The 20,160-nt window shown below is 73.0% G+C and carries 14 protein-coding genes; 8 read left to right on the top strand and 6 right to left on the bottom strand.

Features of this window, described 5'->3' with window-relative positions; translation table 11 throughout:
- From HN013_RS30100 to istB, 3 genes are all read left to right on the top strand, one after another.
- Positions 1–270: hypothetical protein (locus HN013_RS30100; RefSeq protein WP_212765005.1), on the top strand; the 270-nt coding region annotated here is incomplete at its 5' end.
- A 575-nt stretch (positions 271–845) separates the two neighbouring features.
- Positions 846–2,495 (top strand): transposase, encoded by a 1,650-nt coding sequence (locus HN013_RS30105; RefSeq protein ID WP_171171843.1) that lies wholly within the window; start codon positions 846–848, stop codon positions 2,493–2,495.
- Complete coding sequence (gene istB, locus HN013_RS30110; protein ID WP_171171845.1) at positions 2,492–3,274, top strand: IS21-like element helper ATPase IstB; 783 nt, start codon at positions 2,492–2,494, stop codon at positions 3,272–3,274. The genes HN013_RS30105 and istB overlap by 4 nt, the downstream gene beginning before the upstream one ends.
- A gap of 189 nt (positions 3,275–3,463) precedes the next feature.
- On the opposite strand, the gene HN013_RS30115 is transcribed toward istB, so the two are convergent.
- Positions 3,464–3,646: a hypothetical protein gene (locus tag HN013_RS30115; RefSeq protein ID WP_171171848.1), complete on the bottom strand. Its 183-nt coding sequence runs from the start codon at positions 3,644–3,646 to the stop codon at positions 3,464–3,466.
- Between the two features lie 226 nt (positions 3,647–3,872).
- Between HN013_RS30115 and HN013_RS30120 the strand changes: the two genes are divergently transcribed.
- Positions 3,873–4,691 (top strand): hypothetical protein, encoded by an 819-nt coding sequence (locus HN013_RS30120; RefSeq protein WP_171171850.1) that lies wholly within the window; start codon positions 3,873–3,875, stop codon positions 4,689–4,691.
- 85 nt (positions 4,692–4,776) lie between these two features.
- Here the strand turns inward: HN013_RS30120 and HN013_RS30125 are convergent, their stop codons facing one another.
- Positions 4,777–5,436: a hypothetical protein gene (locus HN013_RS30125; protein WP_171171852.1), complete on the bottom strand. Its 660-nt coding sequence runs from the start codon at positions 5,434–5,436 to the stop codon at positions 4,777–4,779.
- Positions 5,437–5,748: 312 nt separating this feature from the next.
- Here HN013_RS30125 and HN013_RS30130 point away from each other — a divergent pair, with 312 nt between their 5' ends.
- Positions 5,749–7,755 (top strand): M6 family metalloprotease domain-containing protein, encoded by a 2,007-nt coding sequence (locus HN013_RS30130; protein ID WP_249375609.1) that lies wholly within the window; start codon positions 5,749–5,751, stop codon positions 7,753–7,755.
- 116 nt (positions 7,756–7,871) lie between these two features.
- Here the strand turns inward: HN013_RS30130 and HN013_RS30135 are convergent, their stop codons facing one another.
- Together HN013_RS30135 and HN013_RS30140 are read right to left on the bottom strand one after the other, a co-directional pair.
- Complete coding sequence (locus tag HN013_RS30135) at positions 7,872–9,899, bottom strand: PE-PGRS family protein (protein ID WP_171171855.1); 2,028 nt, start codon at positions 9,897–9,899, stop codon at positions 7,872–7,874.
- Positions 9,900–10,505: 606 nt separating this feature from the next.
- On the bottom strand, positions 10,506–13,940 hold the full coding sequence (locus HN013_RS30140) for a BTAD domain-containing putative transcriptional regulator (protein WP_171171857.1): 3,435 nt from the start codon (positions 13,938–13,940) through the stop codon (positions 10,506–10,508).
- Positions 13,941–14,102: 162 nt separating this feature from the next.
- Here HN013_RS30140 and HN013_RS30145 point away from each other — a divergent pair, with 162 nt between their 5' ends.
- The 3 genes from HN013_RS30145 to HN013_RS30155 all read left to right on the top strand — a co-directional run bounded on the left by HN013_RS30145 (position 14,103) and on the right by HN013_RS30155 (position 17,455).
- The gene (locus HN013_RS30145) at positions 14,103–14,927 is read left to right on the top strand and encodes an SDR family NAD(P)-dependent oxidoreductase (RefSeq protein ID WP_171171860.1); all 825 of its coding nucleotides are present in this window, start codon (positions 14,103–14,105) and stop codon (positions 14,925–14,927) included.
- Between the two features lie 67 nt (positions 14,928–14,994).
- Positions 14,995–16,224, top strand: a complete 1,230-nt coding sequence (locus HN013_RS30150; RefSeq protein WP_171171861.1) for an MFS transporter — start codon at positions 14,995–14,997, stop codon at positions 16,222–16,224.
- A gap of 58 nt (positions 16,225–16,282) precedes the next feature.
- Entirely contained in the window at positions 16,283–17,455 is a 1,173-nt protein-coding gene (locus HN013_RS30155) for an alkene reductase (protein WP_171171863.1), read from the top strand.
- 158 nt (positions 17,456–17,613) lie between these two features.
- Here HN013_RS30155 and HN013_RS30160 read toward each other — a convergent pair whose 3' ends face one another.
- Both HN013_RS30160 and HN013_RS30165 read right to left on the bottom strand, forming a co-directional pair.
- Positions 17,614–18,654: a PP2C family protein-serine/threonine phosphatase gene (locus HN013_RS30160; protein WP_249375613.1), complete on the bottom strand. Its 1,041-nt coding sequence runs from the start codon at positions 18,652–18,654 to the stop codon at positions 17,614–17,616.
- Between the two features lie 267 nt (positions 18,655–18,921).
- Positions 18,922–20,160: an MFS transporter gene (locus HN013_RS30165; protein ID WP_171171865.1), complete on the bottom strand. Its 1,239-nt coding sequence runs from the start codon at positions 20,158–20,160 to the stop codon at positions 18,922–18,924.

The following is a 20,160-nucleotide window of genomic DNA, read 5'->3' on the forward strand; positions in this document are numbered from 1 at the left end:
CTGCCGGAGGTGCGGCTGCCGGAGGTGCGGCTGCCGGTGGGGCCGGTGGTGCGGCAGCGGGCGGTGCCGCGGCGGCCGGGGGCGGGGCCGCCGCCGGAGGGGCAGGTGCTGCCGCGGCGGGTGGTGGGGCAGCGGGCGGTGCTGCGGGAGCGGGTGCCGGCGGTGGTGCGGCCGCGGGTGGAGCAGGCGCTGGTGCCGGAGGTGCTGCGGGTGCAGGCGGTGGTGCCGGGGCAGGGGCGGGCGGGGCGGCCGCCGCCGGGGGGCGGGTGACACGGCAGCGGAGCCACAACTCCGCGTCCACCGCCACCACATGGGCCCTGACGTCCAGGCAGCCGACCCCGTTGTCGTCCACGGTCGCCCGTACCGCCCCACCCAGCGCGTTCACGTCGACGTGCGACGGCGGGTGATCAGGCAGCAGTCTGGGCAGCCGGTGCACGACGGCGTTCAGCGACGTGTTCCCCGCTCTCGCGCCCACGCCCAGGTCGTCGGCCGTCGCCGCCCCCGCGGGCCCGAGCACGGCGAACGCCGCCAGCGCCGTCAGCCCTCCCGCTCTCAGCCATCCCCGCACCAGGACAGCCTCTCCGAGGCCGTGTCCCGCCGGGCGCGTTCGGGTGCGCATTCCTCCGATGGGTGGAAAAACGCATGGATTCACGCCCGTGAGGTTTGGCGTCCCCGATCACGGGCCACCACCGCGCGCTCGACGCTGTCGGGCCGTCCTGCCCTCGGGCGGGCGGGGGCAGCGTCCGCATAGACGCCGGACAGGAACACCGAGATTCCGGGAATCGCCTTCGGAAGCCGCGGAGAAGTGGAATCATCTTGCTGCTTCAGCATGCCAGGGGGGCACTATGCGGTCGAGGGAAGAGGCCGAGCTGTTAGCGGCGATCAGGTCGGACGCCGATGAGGAGAAGTTGTCCGTCCGCGCGCTCGCCCGCCGTTACGGTGTGCAGCGGGCGCTGGTGCGTGAAGTGGTGAATCATCTTCCCCTGCCGCGCAAACCCCCGCGCCCCAGACCGTCGGTGCTGGATCCGTACAAGGAGACGATCGACGCTCTTCTACGGGCCGATCGGCAGTCGCCACCGGAACAACAGCTGACCGCCAGAGCCTTATTCGAGCACCTGGTCGCCGAGGACGGCATGACCGGTGTGAGTATCAAGAGTGTCCGCGACTATGTGGTCCGGCGAAGGTACGAAATCGAGGCGGAGGCGCCCGGATTCGTCTCCCTGGGTTCCGCCCGGGATCACCGCGCAGGAGAAGTCGCGGAAGTCGCCATGGGCGATGCCTATGTCAATCTCAGGGGTGTCCGGACGCGCTGCTCCCTCTTTGTCTTCCACTTGACCGCCTCCGGTGAGGCCGTCCACAGGGTCTTCCTCTCCCAGGGCCATGGAGCCCTCCTGGAGGGGCACGTGCATGCCTTCAGGGCTCTGGGCGGCGTACCGACCGGCCAAGTCCGCTACGACACACTCAACGCGAAGGTCAAAAAAGCACTGGGCTTCTACGAGTCCGGGGACGAGCCGGACCGTTGGTCGGCGTTCCGGGCCTGGGCCGGCCTGGACGTCGTCTACGGCCAGTCCGGTACGCCGGAGTGGCCGGGCGCGGGGGAGGCGATGAGCGAGCTCGGCCGCTTCCGGCGCGCCTATCTGTCCCCGGGACCCGAGGTGGCGTCGGTGGCGGAACTGAACGCGCTCATCGAGGGCTGGGAGAGGGCGGAGGCGCGGCAGCGGAGGCCGGGGAGCCGTGTCCGTACCGTCGGGCAGCGCCTCGCGGTCGAGGGGCTGGTGCTCAAGGACCTCCCGGAGGAGCACTTCGAGACCGGCCGGCCGTTCACCGCCACGGTCGACCGGTTCTCGCTGATAGGGGTTCGCACGAACCGGTACTCGGTGCCTGTCCGGCTGATCGGCAAGACGGTGAAGGCGCTGCTGCACGCCTCCGAGCTGGTGATCCATGACGGTCGTGGCGAGGTCGCCCGGCACGAGCGGCTGATCCACCGGGGCGACGTCCGCATCGACCTCGACCACTACCTGGAGGGCCTGCTCCGCAATCCCGGGTCGCTTCCAGGGGCAACGGTCCTTGACCAGGCGCGGTCCGCCGGCAAGTTCACCCCGGTGCACGACGCCTGGTGGGACGCCGTCCGGGCAGCCCACGGGGAGGAGGAGGCCCGGTACGCGATGAGCGAAGTCCTCCTCCTGCACCGGCACTTGGCCCACGATCAGGTGGTCGCTGGCATAGCCGCCGCCCTGAACGCCGGTGAGCTGACGGCCGACGCGGTCGCGCTGGAGGCCCGTCGGGCAGCCGATCGGGACACCGCGGCGGACGGATCGGCCGACGACGAGGGCGGAGGGGATCTCCCGCCGTCGGTGTCGTCACTGGCCCTCCGGCGCGTGGCCGCGTTGCCGCCCGACAACCGGCCACTCCCATCGGTGGCCGTGTACGACCAACTGCTGCGCGGAACGCCCCCTGCAGCCACCCGTACCGACAGCGAGGGAGTCTCCTCATGACCAGCGCCCGTCCCCGCGGACTCACCGAGCCGGCCGCCGACGCCGCGATCGACGCGGCCTGTCGTAGCCTGCGTCTCCCCACCATGCGTGAACAGTTCGCCGTGCTGGCGGACGCGGCGGCGCGTGATCAGATGTCCCACCGGGAGTTCCTCGCCGAGCTGATGATGGCCGAGTGCGACGTGCGGGACCAACGCCGTTCCGAGCGGCGCATCCGGGCGGCGGGCTTCCCGCGGAACAAGTCGCTGCGGGAGTTCAAGTTCGAGGCCAACCCGAATATCGACGAGGCCAAGATCCAGCATCTGGCGAAGTGCGAGTGGGTGACCAAGGGGCTCCCGCTCTGTCTGATCGGCGACTCGGGCACCGGCAAGTCCCATCTGCTGATCGCTCTGGGGACGAAGGCGGCCATGGCCGGCTTCCGGGTGAAGTACGTGCTGGCGACCAAGCTCGTGAACGAGCTCGTCGAGGCGGCCGACGAGAAGCAGCTCAACAAGACGATCGCCCGCTACGGGCGCGTCGACCTGCTGTGCATCGACGAGCTGGGGTACATGGCGCTCGACCGGCGCGGCGCCGAGCTGCTGTTCCAGGTGCTGACCGAGCGGGAGGAGAAGAACAGCGTCGCCATCGCGTCCAACGAGGGGTTCGCCTCCTGGACGAAGACCTTCACCGACCCCCGGCTCTGCGCGGCCATCGTGGACCGCCTCACCTTCGGCGGGAACATCATCGAGACCGGTACGGATTCCTTCCGCCTCGCCAGTACCCGCGAGCGCGGTGGTCAGTGAGGTGAGCGCGGTGGTCAGTGAGGCGGCCGTGTACGGGCACCACTGGAGCCCCTTGGGTCACGTGGGTCCCAACTCACCGTAGTCGCGCGACAATTGTCTCGCATGGCGCTAGTCTTGCAGCGGTGAGACCCCTCCCGTCCCGACGGGGACCAGGTCGGTCCCTCGGCCTCGTTCCGGGGCCGTGTTCCATCAGGGAGGGTTGGTGGAGGAGCGGTTGCCGCCGTCGGGCGGCATACGCACATCCCGGATCCGTGATGTGGGGAAGAGCCTGCGGGCGGCCTGCGGGCACGCGCACAGGTGGCTGGCCTCGCCTTCGGGCGAGCGGGCCGTCAGGATCACTGTCGAACTCGCGAAGCTGTACGTACGCTTCAAGGGGACCGACGTTGATCTCAGGTGACGATCCCCTCAAGCGGTGACACACACGGCCCGCCCATCAGATTCCAGCCTGGGGGCGGGTTCGTGTTGTTCCTGCCTACGGTAACTTGCAGATCCGCCGGTGTCCCGAAGTGTGCGTCGTCTCTGGGACGTCATGCGAGGAAGCGGTGGGTCACACCCCGAGTGTGAGACATTGGGATTGTCTCGCAGGATCGGAGGAGATATGGCTGAGGCGCGACGTCGGGACGTGGTGCGTCGCGGTCGTAAGTGGGCTCCGCTCCAAGGGAACTCCGCGGAGATCAACAAGCTGGCCGCCATGTTGCGCACCGAGATCGAGGCGGCGGGACTCACCCTCGACGAACTCTACGCCCGTCTCGTCCCGGAGCACTTCGGGGGGCAGGTTCCCAGCCGCGCCACCATCGCCCGCAGGCTGTCGGGGGTCCGGCTGGAAAACGACTGGGCGTTCGTCGACGCGGTCATCGACATCACGTCGGACAACGCGGCACGCCGGTCGGAGCTGCGCCTGCTCGCCCGTCAACTGTGGCGCAGGGCCCAGCTGTCGCCCACGCCCCACGTGCCCTCGGACGAGGACGAGGGTGCGGACGCCGAGGAGGTCACTGTCTCGGTCGACGCGGCCGGGGTGCCGGGGCCCCGGGCCGTGATCGAGGGCTCGACCATCCACGGGACCGTGCACATCACCAACAACTTCTACGGGGTCGACGCCTCGTCCCGGCAGGCCGAGGAGGCGGTCGAGCTCCGTGCGCTGCGGCAGCGGGTCGTCGAGCTCGAGCAGGGGCTGCGCATCGCCCACGAGGAAGCCCTGGAGCGTACGCGCAAACTCGCCTCGGCGTTGCGTCTCCTGGAGACCGCGCCCTCGGGGTGGTCGCCGCAGCGGGTGCGCGCGGAGCTGCTGGAGAATGTATGGCGTTCGGAGGCCGATGCGCCCCATCAGGAATCCCTGAAGGAACTTCTGTCCCTCACGTCGGAGATCGAGGCCGCGGACAGCGCCCGCCCGCCCACGTCCCGGCCGTGGGACGAGTAGACCCTGGAACGATTGGTCCGGTGGCGCCCGACGGCGTCCGGTGGCACCCGACGCCGTCCGACGGCCCGGTCCCGCGCCGTCCGGGTCAGGCGCCCCCGGCGGGCGGGAGCGCCCCCGCGACGAACTCCTTCGTCCGGTCGGCCGCCTCGTCGAGCGGTACGTGCTCGCCGGCGGACGGGAAGAAGTCGATCACGCCGAGCGCGCCGTAGTCCGCCCAGAAGCAGGTGGTCATCGGGAAGGAGTCCGTCACGTTCTGCTGGCACTTGAGCACGAGCTTGCTCGTGGTGAAGGTCTTGGCGGCGCCGACGAGGGAGCGGCCGTAGCCCGTGCTGAGCTTCATGGAGCGGTCGAAGACCTTGTTCACGGCGGCTGTCGGGTCGGCCACCTTCTCGTAGAGGCGGGTCCTGGCGGTGAGGTGCGGAGCCGTCGCGCTCATCCCGCCCTTGCTGAGCGTGACGCGCGGGTTGCCGAAGCACGACATCGTGCGCGACGTCTTGCCGTCCTGGTCCTTGCGGGCCGGGAGGTTCTCCTCGCCGGTCAGGTGCATGTCGAGGTCGCTGCCGAAGTGGAAGTCGCCGTCGCCCCGGTCGCAGGTCAGTCCGTCGAGCTTCGGGACGTCGATCCGCTGGTAGCGCACGCCCTTGTCGGCCGCGAGGTTGTCGTCGCCGCCGTCGGCGCCGCAGCCCGTCACGAGTGCTCCGAGGACGGTGACGGTCGCCGCCGGGATCCCCCACTTTTTGCGCATGATGAAGCGTTCCCCCAGGTCGTTCTGTGATCGCCGAGCATCCTAGGTGAGTTTCTGCCGTGCCTCCGACAGGCCGCCGGCGGGGGCGCGGAGGGTGATCGCGGAGGCGGAAGCGGGCGTACGCCACTCTGGCGCCACGCCTCCCACCGCCTTACCTTGGCCCCGGTGGGCACCCCCATCGAACAGCTTGCCGCGTCTCCGGCGGTCAACTCCTGACGTCAGGGGACGACTTCAGACAAGAGGTGAGTCTTGTTCCTCCACCGTCACAGACGCTCGTCCCGGTTACGCTCGTCCCGGTTACGCTCCTCCCGTTTGCGGTACGGACGCATACGCGTCGCGGGCGCGCTCCTCGGCCTCGCGGCGACCACCCTCGCCGTGGGCCCCGCGCTGGCGACTCCTGACGCGGACCACCGGGGGCGGCAGTCCCTCGTCCGCCCGATCGACCCGCAGAACTGGCGCAATCCGGACGACATGACCTGGGCGGAGTACCGCTCGGTCCCCGGGACCCGGTGGGCCGACCCCGACCTCCGGCCGACGCAGCGGAAGTTCAAGGGGGCGCTGGTGCTCCTGGACTACCCGGACGAGGAGTTCTCGGTCAGCAAGCCCGCCGGGACGGCGAAGTTCGGGAATCCACTGCCGCCCGCCTCCGGGATACCCCGTGACCGGCTTCCTTCGTTCTACCGGGACTTCCTCAACAAGCCCGGAGCCCTCAACCACGGGCACACGATCAACGAATACTGGATGGAGGACTCCGGCGGGCGGGTCGGGGTCGATCTGACGGCGTTCGGGGTGTACCGGATGCCCTGGAAGTCCTACCAGTACGGGATCGAGCCGGAGATGAACCCGGGGGCCTGCCCCAGGGGCGACACGTGCGGGAAGGACATCCGGGCCGACGGGAAGCGGGCCTGGGTCGCCGACGTGGGGAGCGGGGAGGCGGGCAGGTTCGACTTCGTCTTCTACCTCACCGCCGGTGTGGACGAGTCGTCCGCCTGGCAGGAGTTCGGGCAGATGAAGTTCCGGTCGCCGCAGGACGTACCGGCCGCCTGGGGTCCGCCGTCCCCGCTGGTGTCCGGGGGCAACGCGGCGAAGACCCGGTACGTGCCGTGGACGTCGTGGCAGGCCGCCGCCCGGATCTGGCCCAACGCGGCGAACGGGTCGTCCACCCAGGCCGAGAGCTCGGGGATGGCGACGTTCGCCCATGAGCTGAGCCACATCCTGGGGATCGGGGACAACTACAACAACCCGTACGGGACGCCCCTGAGCCGCAGTTACACCGGCATCTGGGGGATGCTGTCGCGTGGCTCGTTCAACGGCCCCGGCGGGCCGCACACGCGGTGGCAGATCCCCGCCGTCGCCGGCGGCTCGATGGGTGCCCAGCACGTCCTGCGCGACAAGATGAAGCTAGGCATCGTGGACCAGAAGAACGTCCTCCGGCTCGACCGGGACGCCCTCAAGGACCAGGGGCTCGTCGTCGCCCGCGTCACCGCGCGCTCCGCGCCGCCCGGCGAACAGGGCCTCTCCGGCATCAACGTCACCATGGGCCGCGACCTCTCACCGGCCTGCGACCGGGGCAAGGACCCGCTCTGCGACGGCGGCGGCTACGACAACTACACCGTCGAGGTCGTCGACCGCATGGGCATGGACTCGTTCACCCCCGACAACGGCGTGCTGATCAGCAAGACCAAGAACGCCGACCGCGCCCCCTTCGCCTGGGTGATCGACGCCCACCCCGAGGACATCGGGATGGTGGACTTCAAGCGCCCCGACGGCACCCTCCAGAAGATCACCATGGGGGACTACCGGCAGCTCAGCGACGCGCTGTTCCACGCGGGCGCCGACTCCGGCAGCTCGTACGAGTACGTGGACCGGGCCAACCGCCTGCACTTCTACGTCCTCGACGTACGGCGCGACGCCTCGGGCGTCCTCTCCTACAGTGTGGGCGTCAAGTCCCTCGACGGCGCCGGTCCGCAGCTGCGCGGCGTTGCCCTGGGCCGGGGCGCGGCGAAGGGCCGGCCCGTCGACGGCCGTGCCGTCTGCACCTTCGACCTCGCCAACACCGGCCGTCCCTCCGGTGCGGACGCGTACCGTTCCTCCGACGTCTACCGCCTCTCGGCCACGGCCTCCGGCCGGGGCTGGTCGGCCTGGCTCCCCAACCGGCTCACGACCGCCGCCGCCGGTACATCGGTCCCCGTCGACGTCGCCGTCGCGGCCAAGTCCGGCGCCGAGCGGAACGGAAAGATCACGCTCACGGCCCGCTCGGAGAGCGACCCGGGCCGGACCGCCACGGCTACGTGCTCGCTGCGGAAGAACGGCGGCTGAGGGCCGACGTCGTCGGGTGGCCACTTTGGGCTCGCGGCTTGCGGGCTACGGGAGTTGATGTCGTGTGTGCCGTCCGGGCCTGTCGCCGGGCTCGGACGGCGTTACGGCGGTGTCGGTCAGCAGCTCTCCTCCGCCGGTGCCGCATCGAGGAGCCGGTGCATCACCGCCTTCGGGAGCGTCGGGTTCGTGGCGGCGTGTTCGGCTGTCGCGGGGGCGTGCAGGAGCTCGGCCAGGAGGGCGGCGGGGAGGCGCCCGTCGCTCGCGGCAGCGGCCCTGATGTGGGGGTCGGGGTCGTCGAGCAGAAGGATCACGGATGCCGGGGACAGCCGCGGGTCCCGTAGGGCGCGTCTGCGGACGCGGGGGGCTTCGTCCCGGCTGAGGCGTTCGACCAGCTCCGCCGTGGACGCCGGGTCGTCGGGGGCGAGTTCGCGTAGGGCGGGGCTGTCGTGGTCGGCGAAGCGGAGCAGGTTCTCGCGCGGGAAGTTGGGGTGCAGGGGCATGCGGGCGGCCGAGTAGCCGTTCCAGGTCTGCCGCATTTCCAGCAGCACCTCGGCGGGTGCCTGGGCGCAGTGTTCGGCGAGCAGCAGACGCACGACGCGGTCCTCGTCGCGGGCCAGCAGGTCGGCCACGTCCTGCGGCAGCGTCTTCGCGCGTGCGGCGCTGCGGCGCACCAGCAGGTGGGTGGAGCGGGCGCAGCGGCGGATGGCCTCCTCGTCGTGCTGGAGGCTCAGGACCCAGTTCAGCGGGTAGTGGTACACGCCCGGGTCCACCTCGACGGGTATGCGGGAGCGCTCCTCCTCCGTGAGCTCGGGACGGAGGGATACCTGCCACCGGGTGTCCGGGTGCCGGGCGAGGACGGCGACGAGGTCGGGGTCGAGACCGGGGTTGGACGCGACCCGGCCGCGCAGCCGGTCGTCGGGGCCGTGGACCAGGGTCTTGGCGAGTTCACGGCTCAATCGACAGTGCTCGGCCGCTTCTTCACGGTGTTTCCCGGGGAGCGTGGTGAAGTCGGCCGGCGTCAGGGGCACGTTGTCGTGGTGCCGCAGGACGGCTTCGGCGCGGACGGCCGGTTCCGGGTCCGCCAGGAGGGCCTTCCGGGTCGCGCCGTCCAGGTGCTCCCAGGCGTGCAGTGCGACGCCGGCCCGGATGCCGGGTTCGGGGTCGGCGGCGAGGGCGGTCGCCAGGGCGGGCGGGAGGGCCCGGTGGCGCGCCACTTCGGCGCGGATCTGTGGACTCGGGTCGGCGGCGAGCCGGGCGAACGTGGTGTCGGTCAGTGGGGCGCGGTCGTCCACGGTGTTGGCGAGGAAGTACCACCTGCGTCTGGGCTCGGGGTCCAGGAGCAGCCGGTCACGCTGCTCGGCGGTGAGCTTCCAGCGTTCGGCGAGCTCTCTTCGGACCTGCCAGTCGGGGTGCTCGATCCATGCTTCGACCACGTCCTCGGGCAGATCCCTGTGCTTCATCGGGTACGGGACGCGGCCCTTCGGGCCGGGGGCGAGGAGGCGGCGCAGGACGGCTGCCGGTGCCGCGGTATGCGAGGCCAGCCCGTCGCGCCAGGCCGACGCCAGCCGGGCCCTGCGCTCCGGATCCGGCTCGGGGCGTGGGACGGACGCCCAGACCTCCGCCGTGTCCTGCCGGGACCCGGATGCGGCGCGGGCCTCGGCCGACGCCTCCAGCCACGCGGTGAGCCGGGGGACGGCGGTGAACCGGACCGCACCGGTTCCTTCGGTGTCCCCTACGGCCCGTCTGACCCCGATCAGGGTTTCCCCGTCCGGTGACATCGCGACGAACTCCGGGTACCCCGATCCCGGCACGAGCAGTTCCCTGACATCCCACCTGTCCGTCGGACGGACCTTCCGCCAGAGGTCGTACGGGTTCCTCTTACGGGGTTCGGGGGTGACGCTCAGCAGGAACTCGCCATCGGATCCGACGATGCCGTGTTCGGTGGCGAGTTGGCGCCAGTGGTCGGTGGGCCCTGTGGTCCCATGGGGATCTTTCAAGGCCCCCTCACCGGCGTGGGCGCGGACTGCCCGCCGGGCGGTGGCCGGGGGCCGCAGACCGTGCTCCCCGAACATGTCGACCGTGCCGAGCACTTCGAGCCCGGCGTTTCGCAGCAGGTCGTCGAATTCGTTCTCCCCGTGTGTCATCCGGCCATCCTCGGCGACGGATGTCCGGGGCGTCTACGCGCGTCGGCCGGGCGCCGGTGGGCGCTGGTGCGTCGGTTGCGCAGGGCGGACGGCCGGGTTCGTCCCGCCCGTGAGGCGAGGGTGTGGCAAGAACAAACTCGGTGGGTAACCGAAGCTGCCCCGCAGCGGTGGCATCCGAAGCCCGCCGCTGCCGCATGCGACGGTCACACGCGGATCACTCGGTGACACGAGTGGGCCGCGTCAGCGATGACGCCGAAACACCCCCCGGCCGGCACCGAAGTCGCCGCGAGGCGGCCACCGTTCGTCGCCGGCGAGCCGCCGCACCCGGCTCGTACCGCCGCTCGCCCCGACTGCCACCGAGCCGCTGCCGGGACCACCGGCACCCGTTGCCGCATGGCCCGGCCGGGCCCCCGCTCCGCGGTGCGCGCCGGAGCGTGCGGGCGCGACGTGCCCTGACCGGCACGGGCCACCGTCTGTTCACCTCGGTGGCGCGAGCGCGTCCCGGCCGCCAGGGCCGCCTCTTCAGTGGTCAGGGAAGGTCGGCTGGTGTCCCTGGTGAAGGCCGTCGGGTTGGCCGTGGGCCTGATCGGCGGCGGTCGTCGGCCGTCACCCCGGTGGTGCGAGCGCGTCACGGGCCGCCGAGGCCGCCTCGTCCGTGGTCAGGGAGGCGCCCCGCCGGAACGCCGCGGCGAACGCCGTCGGGCCGGTCGTGGCCGTCGCGGATGCGGTGATGCGGTCGACGTCGCCGCGTTCGCCGTCCGGGAGCGGGGCGCCCACGCTGCGGCGGGCGGCGTCGGCGGCGCCGAGGAGGAGGGCCGCACAGGTGGCGAGGTCCGGGGAGCCGGTGAGGGCTGCCGCGCCGGCGAGGCCTTCCAAGGAGAGGGCGAGGGCGCGGGGTTCGCCGAGGGAGAGAGCGAGGTCCAGGCCGGCGAGGTGGTGGGCGGTGGCGGCGGTGGCGTCGCCGCGCAGTTCGGCGGTGAAGCCGAGCTCGGCGTGGAGGAGGTGGTCGCCGACCGCCGAGGACACGTCCGCGTGGCCGTCGCGGATGCGCGTCAGGAGGGCCTCGGCGGTGTCGAGGTCGCCGGAGCGGCGGGCGCCGAGGGCGAGGCCCATGTCCGAGTGGATCTCGCCGTACCGGTAGCCCTGTTCGACGGCCAGCCGCCGGGCGCGCTCGTGCAGGTCACGGGCGCGGTCCCAGTCCTTGGTGAGCAGGGCGAGGCGGCCGAGCCCGGAGAGCCGGGCCGAGACCTCGGTGTGCAGGGCGAGGTCGCGCGCGATGCGCAGCGCTTCGTCGTTGCGGCGGACGGCCTCCTCGTAGTCGCCCTTGATCTCGGCGAGGACGGCGAGGGGCTGCACGGTCTGCGACTCGCCCCAGCGGTCCCCGAGGTCCCGGAAGAGCGCCTCGCTGCGCAGCCCGTCCCGGGCGATGGTGTCGAGGTCACCCCGGACCAGCGCGTGCATCGCCCGCAGCCCCAGGGCGGCGGCGGTGCCCCACCGGTCGTCGGCCTCGGTGAAGAGGCCGAGGGCCCGGGCGTTGAGCTCCTCGCTCGCGCCGGTGTCGCCCGCGCTGAACAGCCCGTACGCGGAGAGCCACAGGATCCGGCCGCGCAGGGCGGGGTCACCGGTCCCCGGTTCCGGAGGGACCTCGGGCCCGGAGCGGTCGCCGGTGAGCAGGGCGAACGCCCGGTGCAGGGCGCGGAGTCCGTCCGCTTCCGGGGCGACCGCGAGGACGGACGCGAGGGTGCGGCGGCCCTCGTGCAGCCGCCCGCGCAGCAGCCACCACCAGCAGAGGGCGGTGGCGAGGCGGACCGCCTCGTCCGTGCCGCTGTCCTCGTCCGGGCTGCCGTCCTCGTCCGGGCCGCCGGCCGCCGCGGCGCGCCGCACCGCCTCGTCGAGCGCGGCCCGGAGGTTGGCGGCGTCGGCGTCGAGGCGGCCGAGCCACGCCTGCTGTTCGCCGCCGCGGAGGCGGGGTTCGGCCCGCTCGGCGAGGGCGAGGTAGTGGCGGAGGTGCCGGTCCCGTACGCCGGTCAGGTCCTCCATCTCGTGGAGCCGCTCCGTGGCGTAGGCGGCAACGGACTCCAGCAGGCGGTAGCGGGGCCCGGTGCCGGGCGGGCCGTCCACGCGGACCACCAGGGAACGGTCGACGAGCCGGGTCATCAGGTCGAGGACCTCGTCGGCTGCCACGCCGTCCCCCGCGCACACCGCCTCCGCGGCGTCCAGCGTGCAGCCGTCGACGTGCGCGGCCAGGCGGCGCAGGACGATGCGCTCCGGTGCGCCCAGCAGTTCCCAGCTCCAGTCGATCACCGCCCGGAGGGTCTGCTGCCGGGCGGGTGCGCCCCTGCGGCCGGAGGTGAGCACCCGGAACCGGTCCCCGAGGCGGGCCGCCAACTCCTCGACGCCCAGGGCGCGTACGCGGGTCGCCGCCAGTTCGAGGGCGAGCGGGATGCCGTCGAGGCGGCGGCAGATCTCGGCGACGGAGTCGCGCGTCCTGTCGGCGCTGTCGTCGCTGTCGGCGTACGGGGCCTCCGTAAGGGAGAACCCCGGTGCCGCCGCGGCGGCCCGGGTCATGAAGAGTTCGGCGGCCTCGGCGGGGGCGAGCGGTTCGACCAGGAACACCGTCTCTCCCGTGAGGCCGAGCGGCTCCTGGCCGGTGGCGAGGACGCGCAGTCCGGGTGCCGTGCGCAGCAGCAGGTCCACCAGTTCCGCCGCGGCGTCGACGACCTGTTCGCAGTTGTCCAGGACGAGGAGGGTCCGCCGGTCGCGCAGGGCCGCCGCGAGCCGTTCGACGGGGGCCCGGGCCGCGCCGCCGGGCGCGGGGAGCCCGGAGGGGACGTCGTCCCGGATACCCAGGGTCGCGGAGACCGCCTGGGCGAGGTCCGCCGCGGTGCCGTGCTGCCCTGCGAGTTCGACGAACCACACGCCGTCGGGGGTGGTGTCCGGGTCGGTGTCCGGGGCGTCGTCGGTGTGCGTGAGCCGGGCGGCCGCCTCCACGGCGAGCCGCGTCTTGCCGACCCCTCCGGGGCCGGTGAGGGTGATGAGGCGTTCCGTGCGGAGGAGCCGGCCGACCGCGGCCAGGGAACGGTCCCGTCCGATGAGGGCGGTGATCGGGGCGGGGAGGTTCGACGGGGCCCGTACGGGCGGGGGCGTCGGGGGCGTCGGGGGTGTTCCGGGCTCCGGCACCCGGTCCTGACCGGATCTGTCAGGTCCGGACCCGTCAGGTTCGGACCCGTCAGCTCCGGTCGGCCGTACGCCATCCCTGCCTCTGCCTCTGCCCCCGCCTCTGCCCAGGCCCCCGCCCCCGGGGACGAGGGAGGCGTCCTGGCGCAGGATCGCCTCGTGGAGGGCGACGAGTTCCGGGCCGGGGTCGAGTCCCAACTCGTCCCTGAGGCGGTCGCGCAGGTCCGTGTAGGAGGCCAGTGCCTCGCTCTGCCGCCCGGACAGGTAGAGGGCCCGGAGCTGGGCGGCGCGCAGGCGTTCCCGTAGGGGGTGGCGGGCCACGAGGTCGGTGAGCTCACCGGTGAGCAGCAGGTGGTCGCCGGCGTCGAGCCGGGCCTCGGCCTGTTCCTCCAGGACGGCGAGGCGCTGTTCGCCGAGGCGGTGGACGGCCGCGCGGGCGAACTCCTCGTCGGCGAAGTCGGCGTAGGCCGGGCCGCGCCACAGCCCCAGGGCCTCGGTGAGCAGGGCGGCCCGGGCGCGTGGCGCCGTCTCCAGCCGGGCCTCGGCGACCAGGGTCCTGAACCGGTCGGCGTCCACCTCGTCGGTGCCGGCGTCGAGACGCAGCCGGTACCCGGGGAGCTGGCGCACGACGCGGTCGCGGCCGAGCGCCTTGCGCAGCTGGGAGACCTTGGCCTGGAGGGCGTTGGCGGGGTTGCCGGGCGGCTCGTCGCCCCAGAGGTCGTCGATGAGCCGGTCGGCCGACACCGGCCGTCCCTCGTGCATCAGCAGATCGGCCAGCAGCGCCCTGACCTTCACCTCGGGCACCCTGACCGGCTCGCCCCGGCCGTCCCACACCGCCAGTGGACCGAGCACCCCGAATCGCATGCGCAAACCGTACACACGTTCCCGCGCGGGACGGTCGGCGGTGGACCGTCAGCGGGCCATCAGCGGGCCGTCAGCGGCCCGTCAGTCTCCCCGAAGCCGTCGGGCGCACGCTCATCCCCGTCAGCAGAACGGCACGGCGGGACCACGCGGCAGGAGGAGCGTATGACCAGGTACGGAGGCAGGAAGGCCGTGGTCCTCGATGGCGCGACGGGACTCGGTCTGGCCGTCGCCAAGCGGCTGGTCGAGGGCGGGGCGCGGGTCCTGCTGACCGGGCGGGCGGCGGACGGCGAGCTCGCCGCGGCGGCCGCCGAACTCGGCCCGGGGGCCCGGGTCGTCGGGACCGGCCCGGCCGGTGCCTGCGCGTCGCCGGACGCGCTGGCCTCCGTCGTCGAGGACGCGCTCGGCACCGTCGACTTCGTCTTCGTCCACGCCGGTACGACGGGCCCGGCCGATGAAGGGGTGGCGCCCGCCTGGGGCACCTGCCGCGCCGTGCGGGCCCTGCTGCCGTCCGTCCACGACGACGGCGCGATCGTCTTCACCGCCGCGGCCCTGCCCGCCCTCGCCGTGGACCGCGCCCCTGACGGGGATGCCCCTGACGGGGATGCCCCTGACGGGGATGCCCCCGACAGGGATGTCCCTTACAGGGAACCGGAGCCCGGGCCGTGGGCCTGCGCCCGGGCCCTCGCCGCCGAGCTCGCCGGCCGCGGCATCCGCGTCAACGCTGTCGCGCCCGGCCTGATCGCCCTGCCGGGCGGCGGGGGCGCGGCGGGCCGGGTCGCCGAGCGGCGCGTGCCGATGCGGCGGCCCGGAACCGTCGACGAAGTGGCCCGCGCCGCGCTCTTCCTGGCCGCGGAGGCCACGTACACGACGGGCGCGGAGCTCGCCGTCGACGGCGGGCTCGGACCGGGAGGGCCGGAACTCCCGGACGGTGGCGCGCGGAAGGGACATCCCGCGGCCGCCCGCCCGCCGCGCGCCGACCCCCCGTAGACCGGACTCCACCCACAGGCCCCACCGCCGAACACACCCAGCGGAAGAGAGAGTTGGGAACACCACCATGCGCACAGCAGAACTGACGTCCCCGTCCCCGTCCCCCACCCCCACCACCCCGGCCACTGCCCAGAAACTGCCGCTCCTGGCCCTGCTCGCCCTCGCCACGGCCGTCTTCATCACCAGCCTGACGGAGACCCTGCCCGCGGGCCTGCTGCCCGCGATGAGCGGTGATCTGGGCGTGAGCGAGTCGGCGACGGGCCAGACCATCACCGTCTACGCGATCGGCACGTTCCTCACGGCGATTCCCCTGACGGCGGCCACGGCGGGGTGGCGGCGGAAACGCCTGCTGCTGACGTCGATGGCGGGGTTCGCCGTCGCGAACACGGTCACCGCCGTCTCGTCGGACTACGCCCTGACCATGGTGGCCCGCGCCGTGGCCGGTGTGGCCGCGGGGCTGGCCTGGGCGCTGCTGGTCGGATACGCGCGCCGCATGGCGCCCGCCCGGCTGGAGGGCAAGGCGATCGCGATCGCGATGGCGGGCATTCCGGTGGCCCTCTCCCTCGGGGTGCCCGCGGGCACCTTCCTCGGCAAGGCGCTCGGCTGGCGGGTGGCCTTCCTGGCCATGACCGCGCTCACCGTCGTCGTCCTCGGATGGATCGCCGCCGCGGTCCCCGACCACCCCGGACAGGCGCGCGGCGCCCGCACCCCGATGCTGGGGGTATTGAAGGTGCCGGGAGTGACGCCCGCCCTGTTCGTCACCACGGTCTTCGTCCTGGCCCACACCATCCTCTACGCCTACATCGCCACCTTCCTCGACCACCTGGGCATGGGCGGTTCGGCCGACCTCGTCCTCCTGACCTTCGGCATCGCCTCGCTGGTGAGCATCTGGTTCGTGGGCGCGCACATCCACCGCCGGCTGCGGGCCCTCACCATCGCCTCCGCCCTCCTGGTCGCCGTGGCCGCGGCCCTGTTCGCCGTCTTCTCCGACAGCCCGGCCCTGGTCTACGCCGCGGCCGCCCTGTGGGGCCTGGGCTGGGGCGGTGTCCCGACCCTCCTGCAGACCGCCGCCGGCGAGGCGGGCGGCGAGTCGGCGGACGCCGCGCAGGCGATGCTCGTCACCCTCTGGAACGTGGCCATGGCCGGGGGCGGGGTCGTCGGCGGTCTCCTCCTCGACGGGCTCGGCCACCTCTCGCTGCCGTGGTCGGTCCTGCTGCTGCTGGTGCCCGTGTTCGCCGTGGTGATCGGCGCTCGCGTCCACGGATTCCCCGCGAGGCGCGCGGGCCGCACCTCCTGAGACGACCCACGCCCCACCCCCCGCACTTCGAACATTTTTGGACGGAAAGAGAACGGCCATGACCACCACGACGACGACCGTCCCCGCGACCACAAGCGAACTTCCCTCCTCCTCCCGCCTCTTCGAGCCTGCCCGCCTCGGCCCGCTCCACCTGCCCAACCGCCTCGTGATGGCCCCCATGACCCGTAACCGCGCCGCGGCCGACGGCGTCCCGCGCCCGGTCATGGCCACCTACTACGCGCAGCGGGCGACGGCCGGCCTGATCGTCGCGGAGGCGGCCACACCGAACGCGGTCGGCCGCACGTACCCCGACATCCCCGCCATCCACGACGCGGCGCACGTGGCCGGGTGGCGGCGGGTCACGGACGCGGTACGGGAAGCGGGCGGGCGGATGTTCCTCCAGCTGCAGCACGGGGGCCGGGTCGGCCACCCCGACAACAGCGGCCTGACGCCGATCGCGCCGTCACCGGTCCCGCTGCCCGACCCCATCCGGACGCGGTACGGCTTCCGCCCGGCCGTGGTCCCGCGCGAGATGACCGTCGACGAGATCGACGCCACCGTGACCGACTTCGCGGCGGCCGCGCGCAACGCCGTCGAGGCGGGCTTCGCCGGGGTGGAGGTGCACGCCGCCAACGGCTACCTGCTCCACCAGTTCCTCGGCCGCGGCACCAACCACCGCACCGACGTCTACGGCGGCTCCGTGGCCGGCCGCATCCGGTTCACGGTCGAGGTGGTCCGGGCCGTCGTCGCGGCGATCGGCGCGGAACGGGTGGGCCTGCGCGTCTCCCCGGGCGTCACCGCCAACGGCATGGACGAGGGCGACACCGACGCCATCTACCCGGCCCTCGTCACCGCCCTGTCCGGCCTGTCTGCCCTGTCCGCCCTGTCCGACGCGGGCCTCGCCTACCTGCACGTTGTCCACGCCGACCCGGAGCAGCCGGTGTTCGCCGAGGTCAGACGGCTGTGGACGGGCACTCTGATCGCCAACCCGAAGCTGCCGCGGGACACCCCGACCGCCGCCGAGCTGCGCCGCGAGGGCGAGCGCCTGCTGACCGCGGGAGCCGACCTGGTGTCGCTCGGCCGGGGGTTCCTCGCCAACCCCGACCTGGTCGCCCGCCTCCGCACCGACGCGCCGCTGAACCCCGTACGGGGCGAGTACCTGATGTACGTCTCCGGGGAGACGGGTTACACGGATTACCCCATGCTGCCCCGACCGTCCCGCCGGCCCTGATAACCGCGATTACCCTGACAGCCCTGACAGCCCTGACAGCCCTGACAGCCCCGGCCCCCGACCCTGCCCCGAGGACCCCGGCAGAACACAGACAGAACCCCGACAGAACCCCGACAGGACCCCCGCCGAATACCGGCCGGGGTCCTGTCGGTGTCCTCTCAAGGACCGGCCGGAGAAGCATCAGCGGGCGGCGTCGGGAGAGCGCTGCTGAGCCGGGCGGCGGCCCCGGGCCCGTCGCCCAGGCGCACGGCGAGGGCGGCGATGTCGTCGTCGAGACCTCCTCTGCTGTAGCGGAGGAGGTCTCGGTGGAGGGCATCGAGGAGCGCGCGGGGCCGCGCCGGGTTCTGCCGTCGCATCCAGTCCTGCAACGGGAAGAATCTGCCGTCGTGATCGCGGGCCTCGGTGACCCCGTCCGTGTAGAGCAGCAGCAGATCGTCGGGGGAGTAGCCGAAGACGTCGACGTGGTACGAGTCGCCGATCAGCTCGGCGAGGTTGAGCAGGGGCGACGGGGCGGTGGGCTCCAGCACGCGGAGCTCCCCGCCGCTCAGGAGCAGCGGCGGTGGGTGCCCGCAGTTGAGGATCCCGATCCGGTCGCCCTCGGGCGGGATCTCCACGAGCAGGGCGGTCGTGAACCGCTCCATGAGGTCGTCCGGGGGGAACGCCGCGCTGTACCGGTTGCTCCCGGCCTCCAGCCGCCGCGCGACGCCGCCCAGGTCCTCCACGTCGTGGGCCGCCTCCCGGAACGCGTTCACCATCGCCGCCGCCGAGCCCACCGCCGGCAGCCCCTTGCCCCGCACGTCGCCGATCAGCAGCCGGACCCCGTACGGCGTGTCCGCCACCTCGTAGAAGTCACCCCCGATCCGGGCCTCCGCCGCCGCCGCGAGGTACAGCGCCTCGATCTCCACACCCCCGAAGCGGCGCGGCATCGGACTCAGCACCACCTGCTGCGCCGCGTCCGCGACCATCCGCACCTGGAACAGCGTCCGCTCCCGCTGCAGCCGCGCATGACTCCCGTACGCCGCCGCCACGGTCACCGCCACGATCCCCGCCGCCGTGTACCCCGTCCCCAGATCCGGGAACACGATCCCCAGCCCGATCATCAGGAACAGGCAGATCGTCCCCAGCAGCACCGTGGGAAGCACCGGCCACATCGCCGCCGCCAGCGCGGGCGCCGCCGGCAGGAGCCGGCTGAAGGCCATGCTCCGGGGAGTGTTGTACGCCAGGGCCGCGATCACGACGGTCAGGACCACCGGCGACAGCAGAATGAACAGCTCCCGTCGGGGGCGACGACGGAGCCGCAGCCATCCAGCCTTGATCACATTTCATAGCATAGCCAGGCAAGGTGGACATGGCCTCCGACGAGGGCCCGCCGACGAGGGCCCGTCGACGAAGGCTCTCCGGCGGGGGGCTCTCCGGCGAGGGCCCTCCCGCGGGCGGGGGCGGCGGTCAGGCGGTCCGCCTGATGATCAGGCGGACCGCTTGATGAGCGGTGTGGCCAGCAGGCCCAGGGATACGAGGGCGACCGCGGCGACCGGGAGCAGGACCAGGTCGACGGCGACCACGGCTCCGCCGAGCGCGCTGCCCAGCGCCGCGCCGACGTACACGGAACTGCCCTGGACCGCCATGGCCTGTGCGGCGGCCTCCGCCCCCGCGCGGCTGAGCATCAGGGACTGGACGGCCGGCGGCACCGCCCACGCGGCCGCGGACCAGACCGCCAGCAGAAGGGCCACCGGCATCGTGGGAACCGGGCGGACCGGCCAGAGCGCGGCGAGGGCCAGCATGGCCGCGCAGAAGACGGTGCCTACGACGACGAAGGCCCGCAGAGGGGCGCAGCGGTCGATCAGGCGGCCGGAAGTCTGGGTCCCGAGGAGACCGCCGATGCCCGAGCACACCAGCAGGGCCGCGAGGGTCCGGGGCGTCGCGCCCGTGGCCTCGGCCAGGAAAGGGGCGAGGTAGGTCTGGAAGGCCAGATTGCCGGCCACGGCGAGAACGGTCACCGCGAGGACGGCGGCGACCGTGCCGTTGAGCAGCGGCCGGACCAGGTCGGCGGGCGTGGGCCGCGGTACGCCGGCGGAGACGGACTCGGCGGGAAGCATGGTCAGCGTGGCCAGCAGGGCCCCGGCTCCGAGGAGCCCGGCGAAAGCGAAGGTGGCCCTCCAGTCGAATACCGCCCCGATCCAGGTCCCGGCGGGAACCCCGATCAGGACCGCTCCGGTCAGTCCGGTCAGGACGGTGGCCAGGTACCTGCCCCGCCTCTCGGGTGGCGCCTCGGAGCCGGCCGCCGCCAGGGCGATGGGCAGGACCACGGCGGCCGACAGTGCCGCGACCACCCGCAGCGCCATGAGGGCCGCGTAGGACGTCGTCAGCGGAACGGCGAAGTTGGCGGCCGCGAAAACCGTCAGCGCGCCGCAGAGCGCGCGCCTGCGCGGGACCCGGAAGGGCAGCAGCGCCCACAGGGGTGCGGCCAGGGCGCAGACGAGCGAGTACACCGTGACCAGCTGGCCGGTCAGCGTCTCGGAGCGCCGCACGTCGGCCGAGATGTCGGGGAGCACACCGATGACGATGTAGTCGTCCGTCTGCACGGCGAACGCGGCCAGCGCCAACGCGACGAGCCACCAGGGCCGCCGGGACCGCTCGGGTTGCCCGGGTCGGCCGGGCTGGCCGGGCTGCCCGGGCCGCTCGGAAGAGGGGGAGGTTGAGTGCAT

The sequence above is a fragment of the Streptomyces sp. I05A-00742 genome, assembly GCF_013055795.1.
In the GTDB taxonomy this organism is placed as follows: Bacteria; Actinomycetota; Actinomycetes; order Streptomycetales; family Streptomycetaceae; genus Streptomyces.

Excerpts from the sequence above, each read along its gene's own strand:
- HN013_RS30105 (WP_171171843.1), top strand. The coding sequence starts at position 846 with ATGCGGTCGAGGGAAGAGGCCGAGCTGTTAGCGGCGATCAGGTCGGAC.
- istB (WP_171171845.1), top strand. The coding sequence starts at position 2,492 with ATGACCAGCGCCCGTCCCCGCGGACTCACCGAGCCGGCCGCCGACGCC.
- HN013_RS30120 (WP_171171850.1), top strand. The coding sequence starts at position 3,873 with ATGGCTGAGGCGCGACGTCGGGACGTGGTGCGTCGCGGTCGTAAGTGG.
- HN013_RS30125 (WP_171171852.1), bottom strand. The coding sequence starts at position 5,436 with ATGCGCAAAAAGTGGGGGATCCCGGCGGCGACCGTCACCGTCCTCGGA.
- HN013_RS30135 (WP_171171855.1), bottom strand. The coding sequence starts at position 9,899 with ATGACACACGGGGAGAACGAATTCGACGACCTGCTGCGAAACGCCGGG.
- HN013_RS30140 (WP_171171857.1), bottom strand. The coding sequence starts at position 13,940 with ATGCGATTCGGGGTGCTCGGTCCACTGGCGGTGTGGGACGGCCGGGGC.
- HN013_RS30145 (WP_171171860.1), top strand. The coding sequence starts at position 14,103 with ATGACCAGGTACGGAGGCAGGAAGGCCGTGGTCCTCGATGGCGCGACG.
- HN013_RS30150 (WP_171171861.1), top strand. The coding sequence starts at position 14,995 with ATGCGCACAGCAGAACTGACGTCCCCGTCCCCGTCCCCCACCCCCACC.
- HN013_RS30155 (WP_171171863.1), top strand. The coding sequence starts at position 16,283 with ATGACCACCACGACGACGACCGTCCCCGCGACCACAAGCGAACTTCCC.
- HN013_RS30160 (WP_249375613.1), bottom strand. The coding sequence starts at position 18,654 with ATGGCCTTCAGCCGGCTCCTGCCGGCGGCGCCCGCGCTGGCGGCGGCG.
- HN013_RS30165 (WP_171171865.1), bottom strand. The coding sequence starts at position 20,160 with ATGCACTCAACCTCCCCCTCTTCCGAGCGGCCCGGGCAGCCCGGCCAG.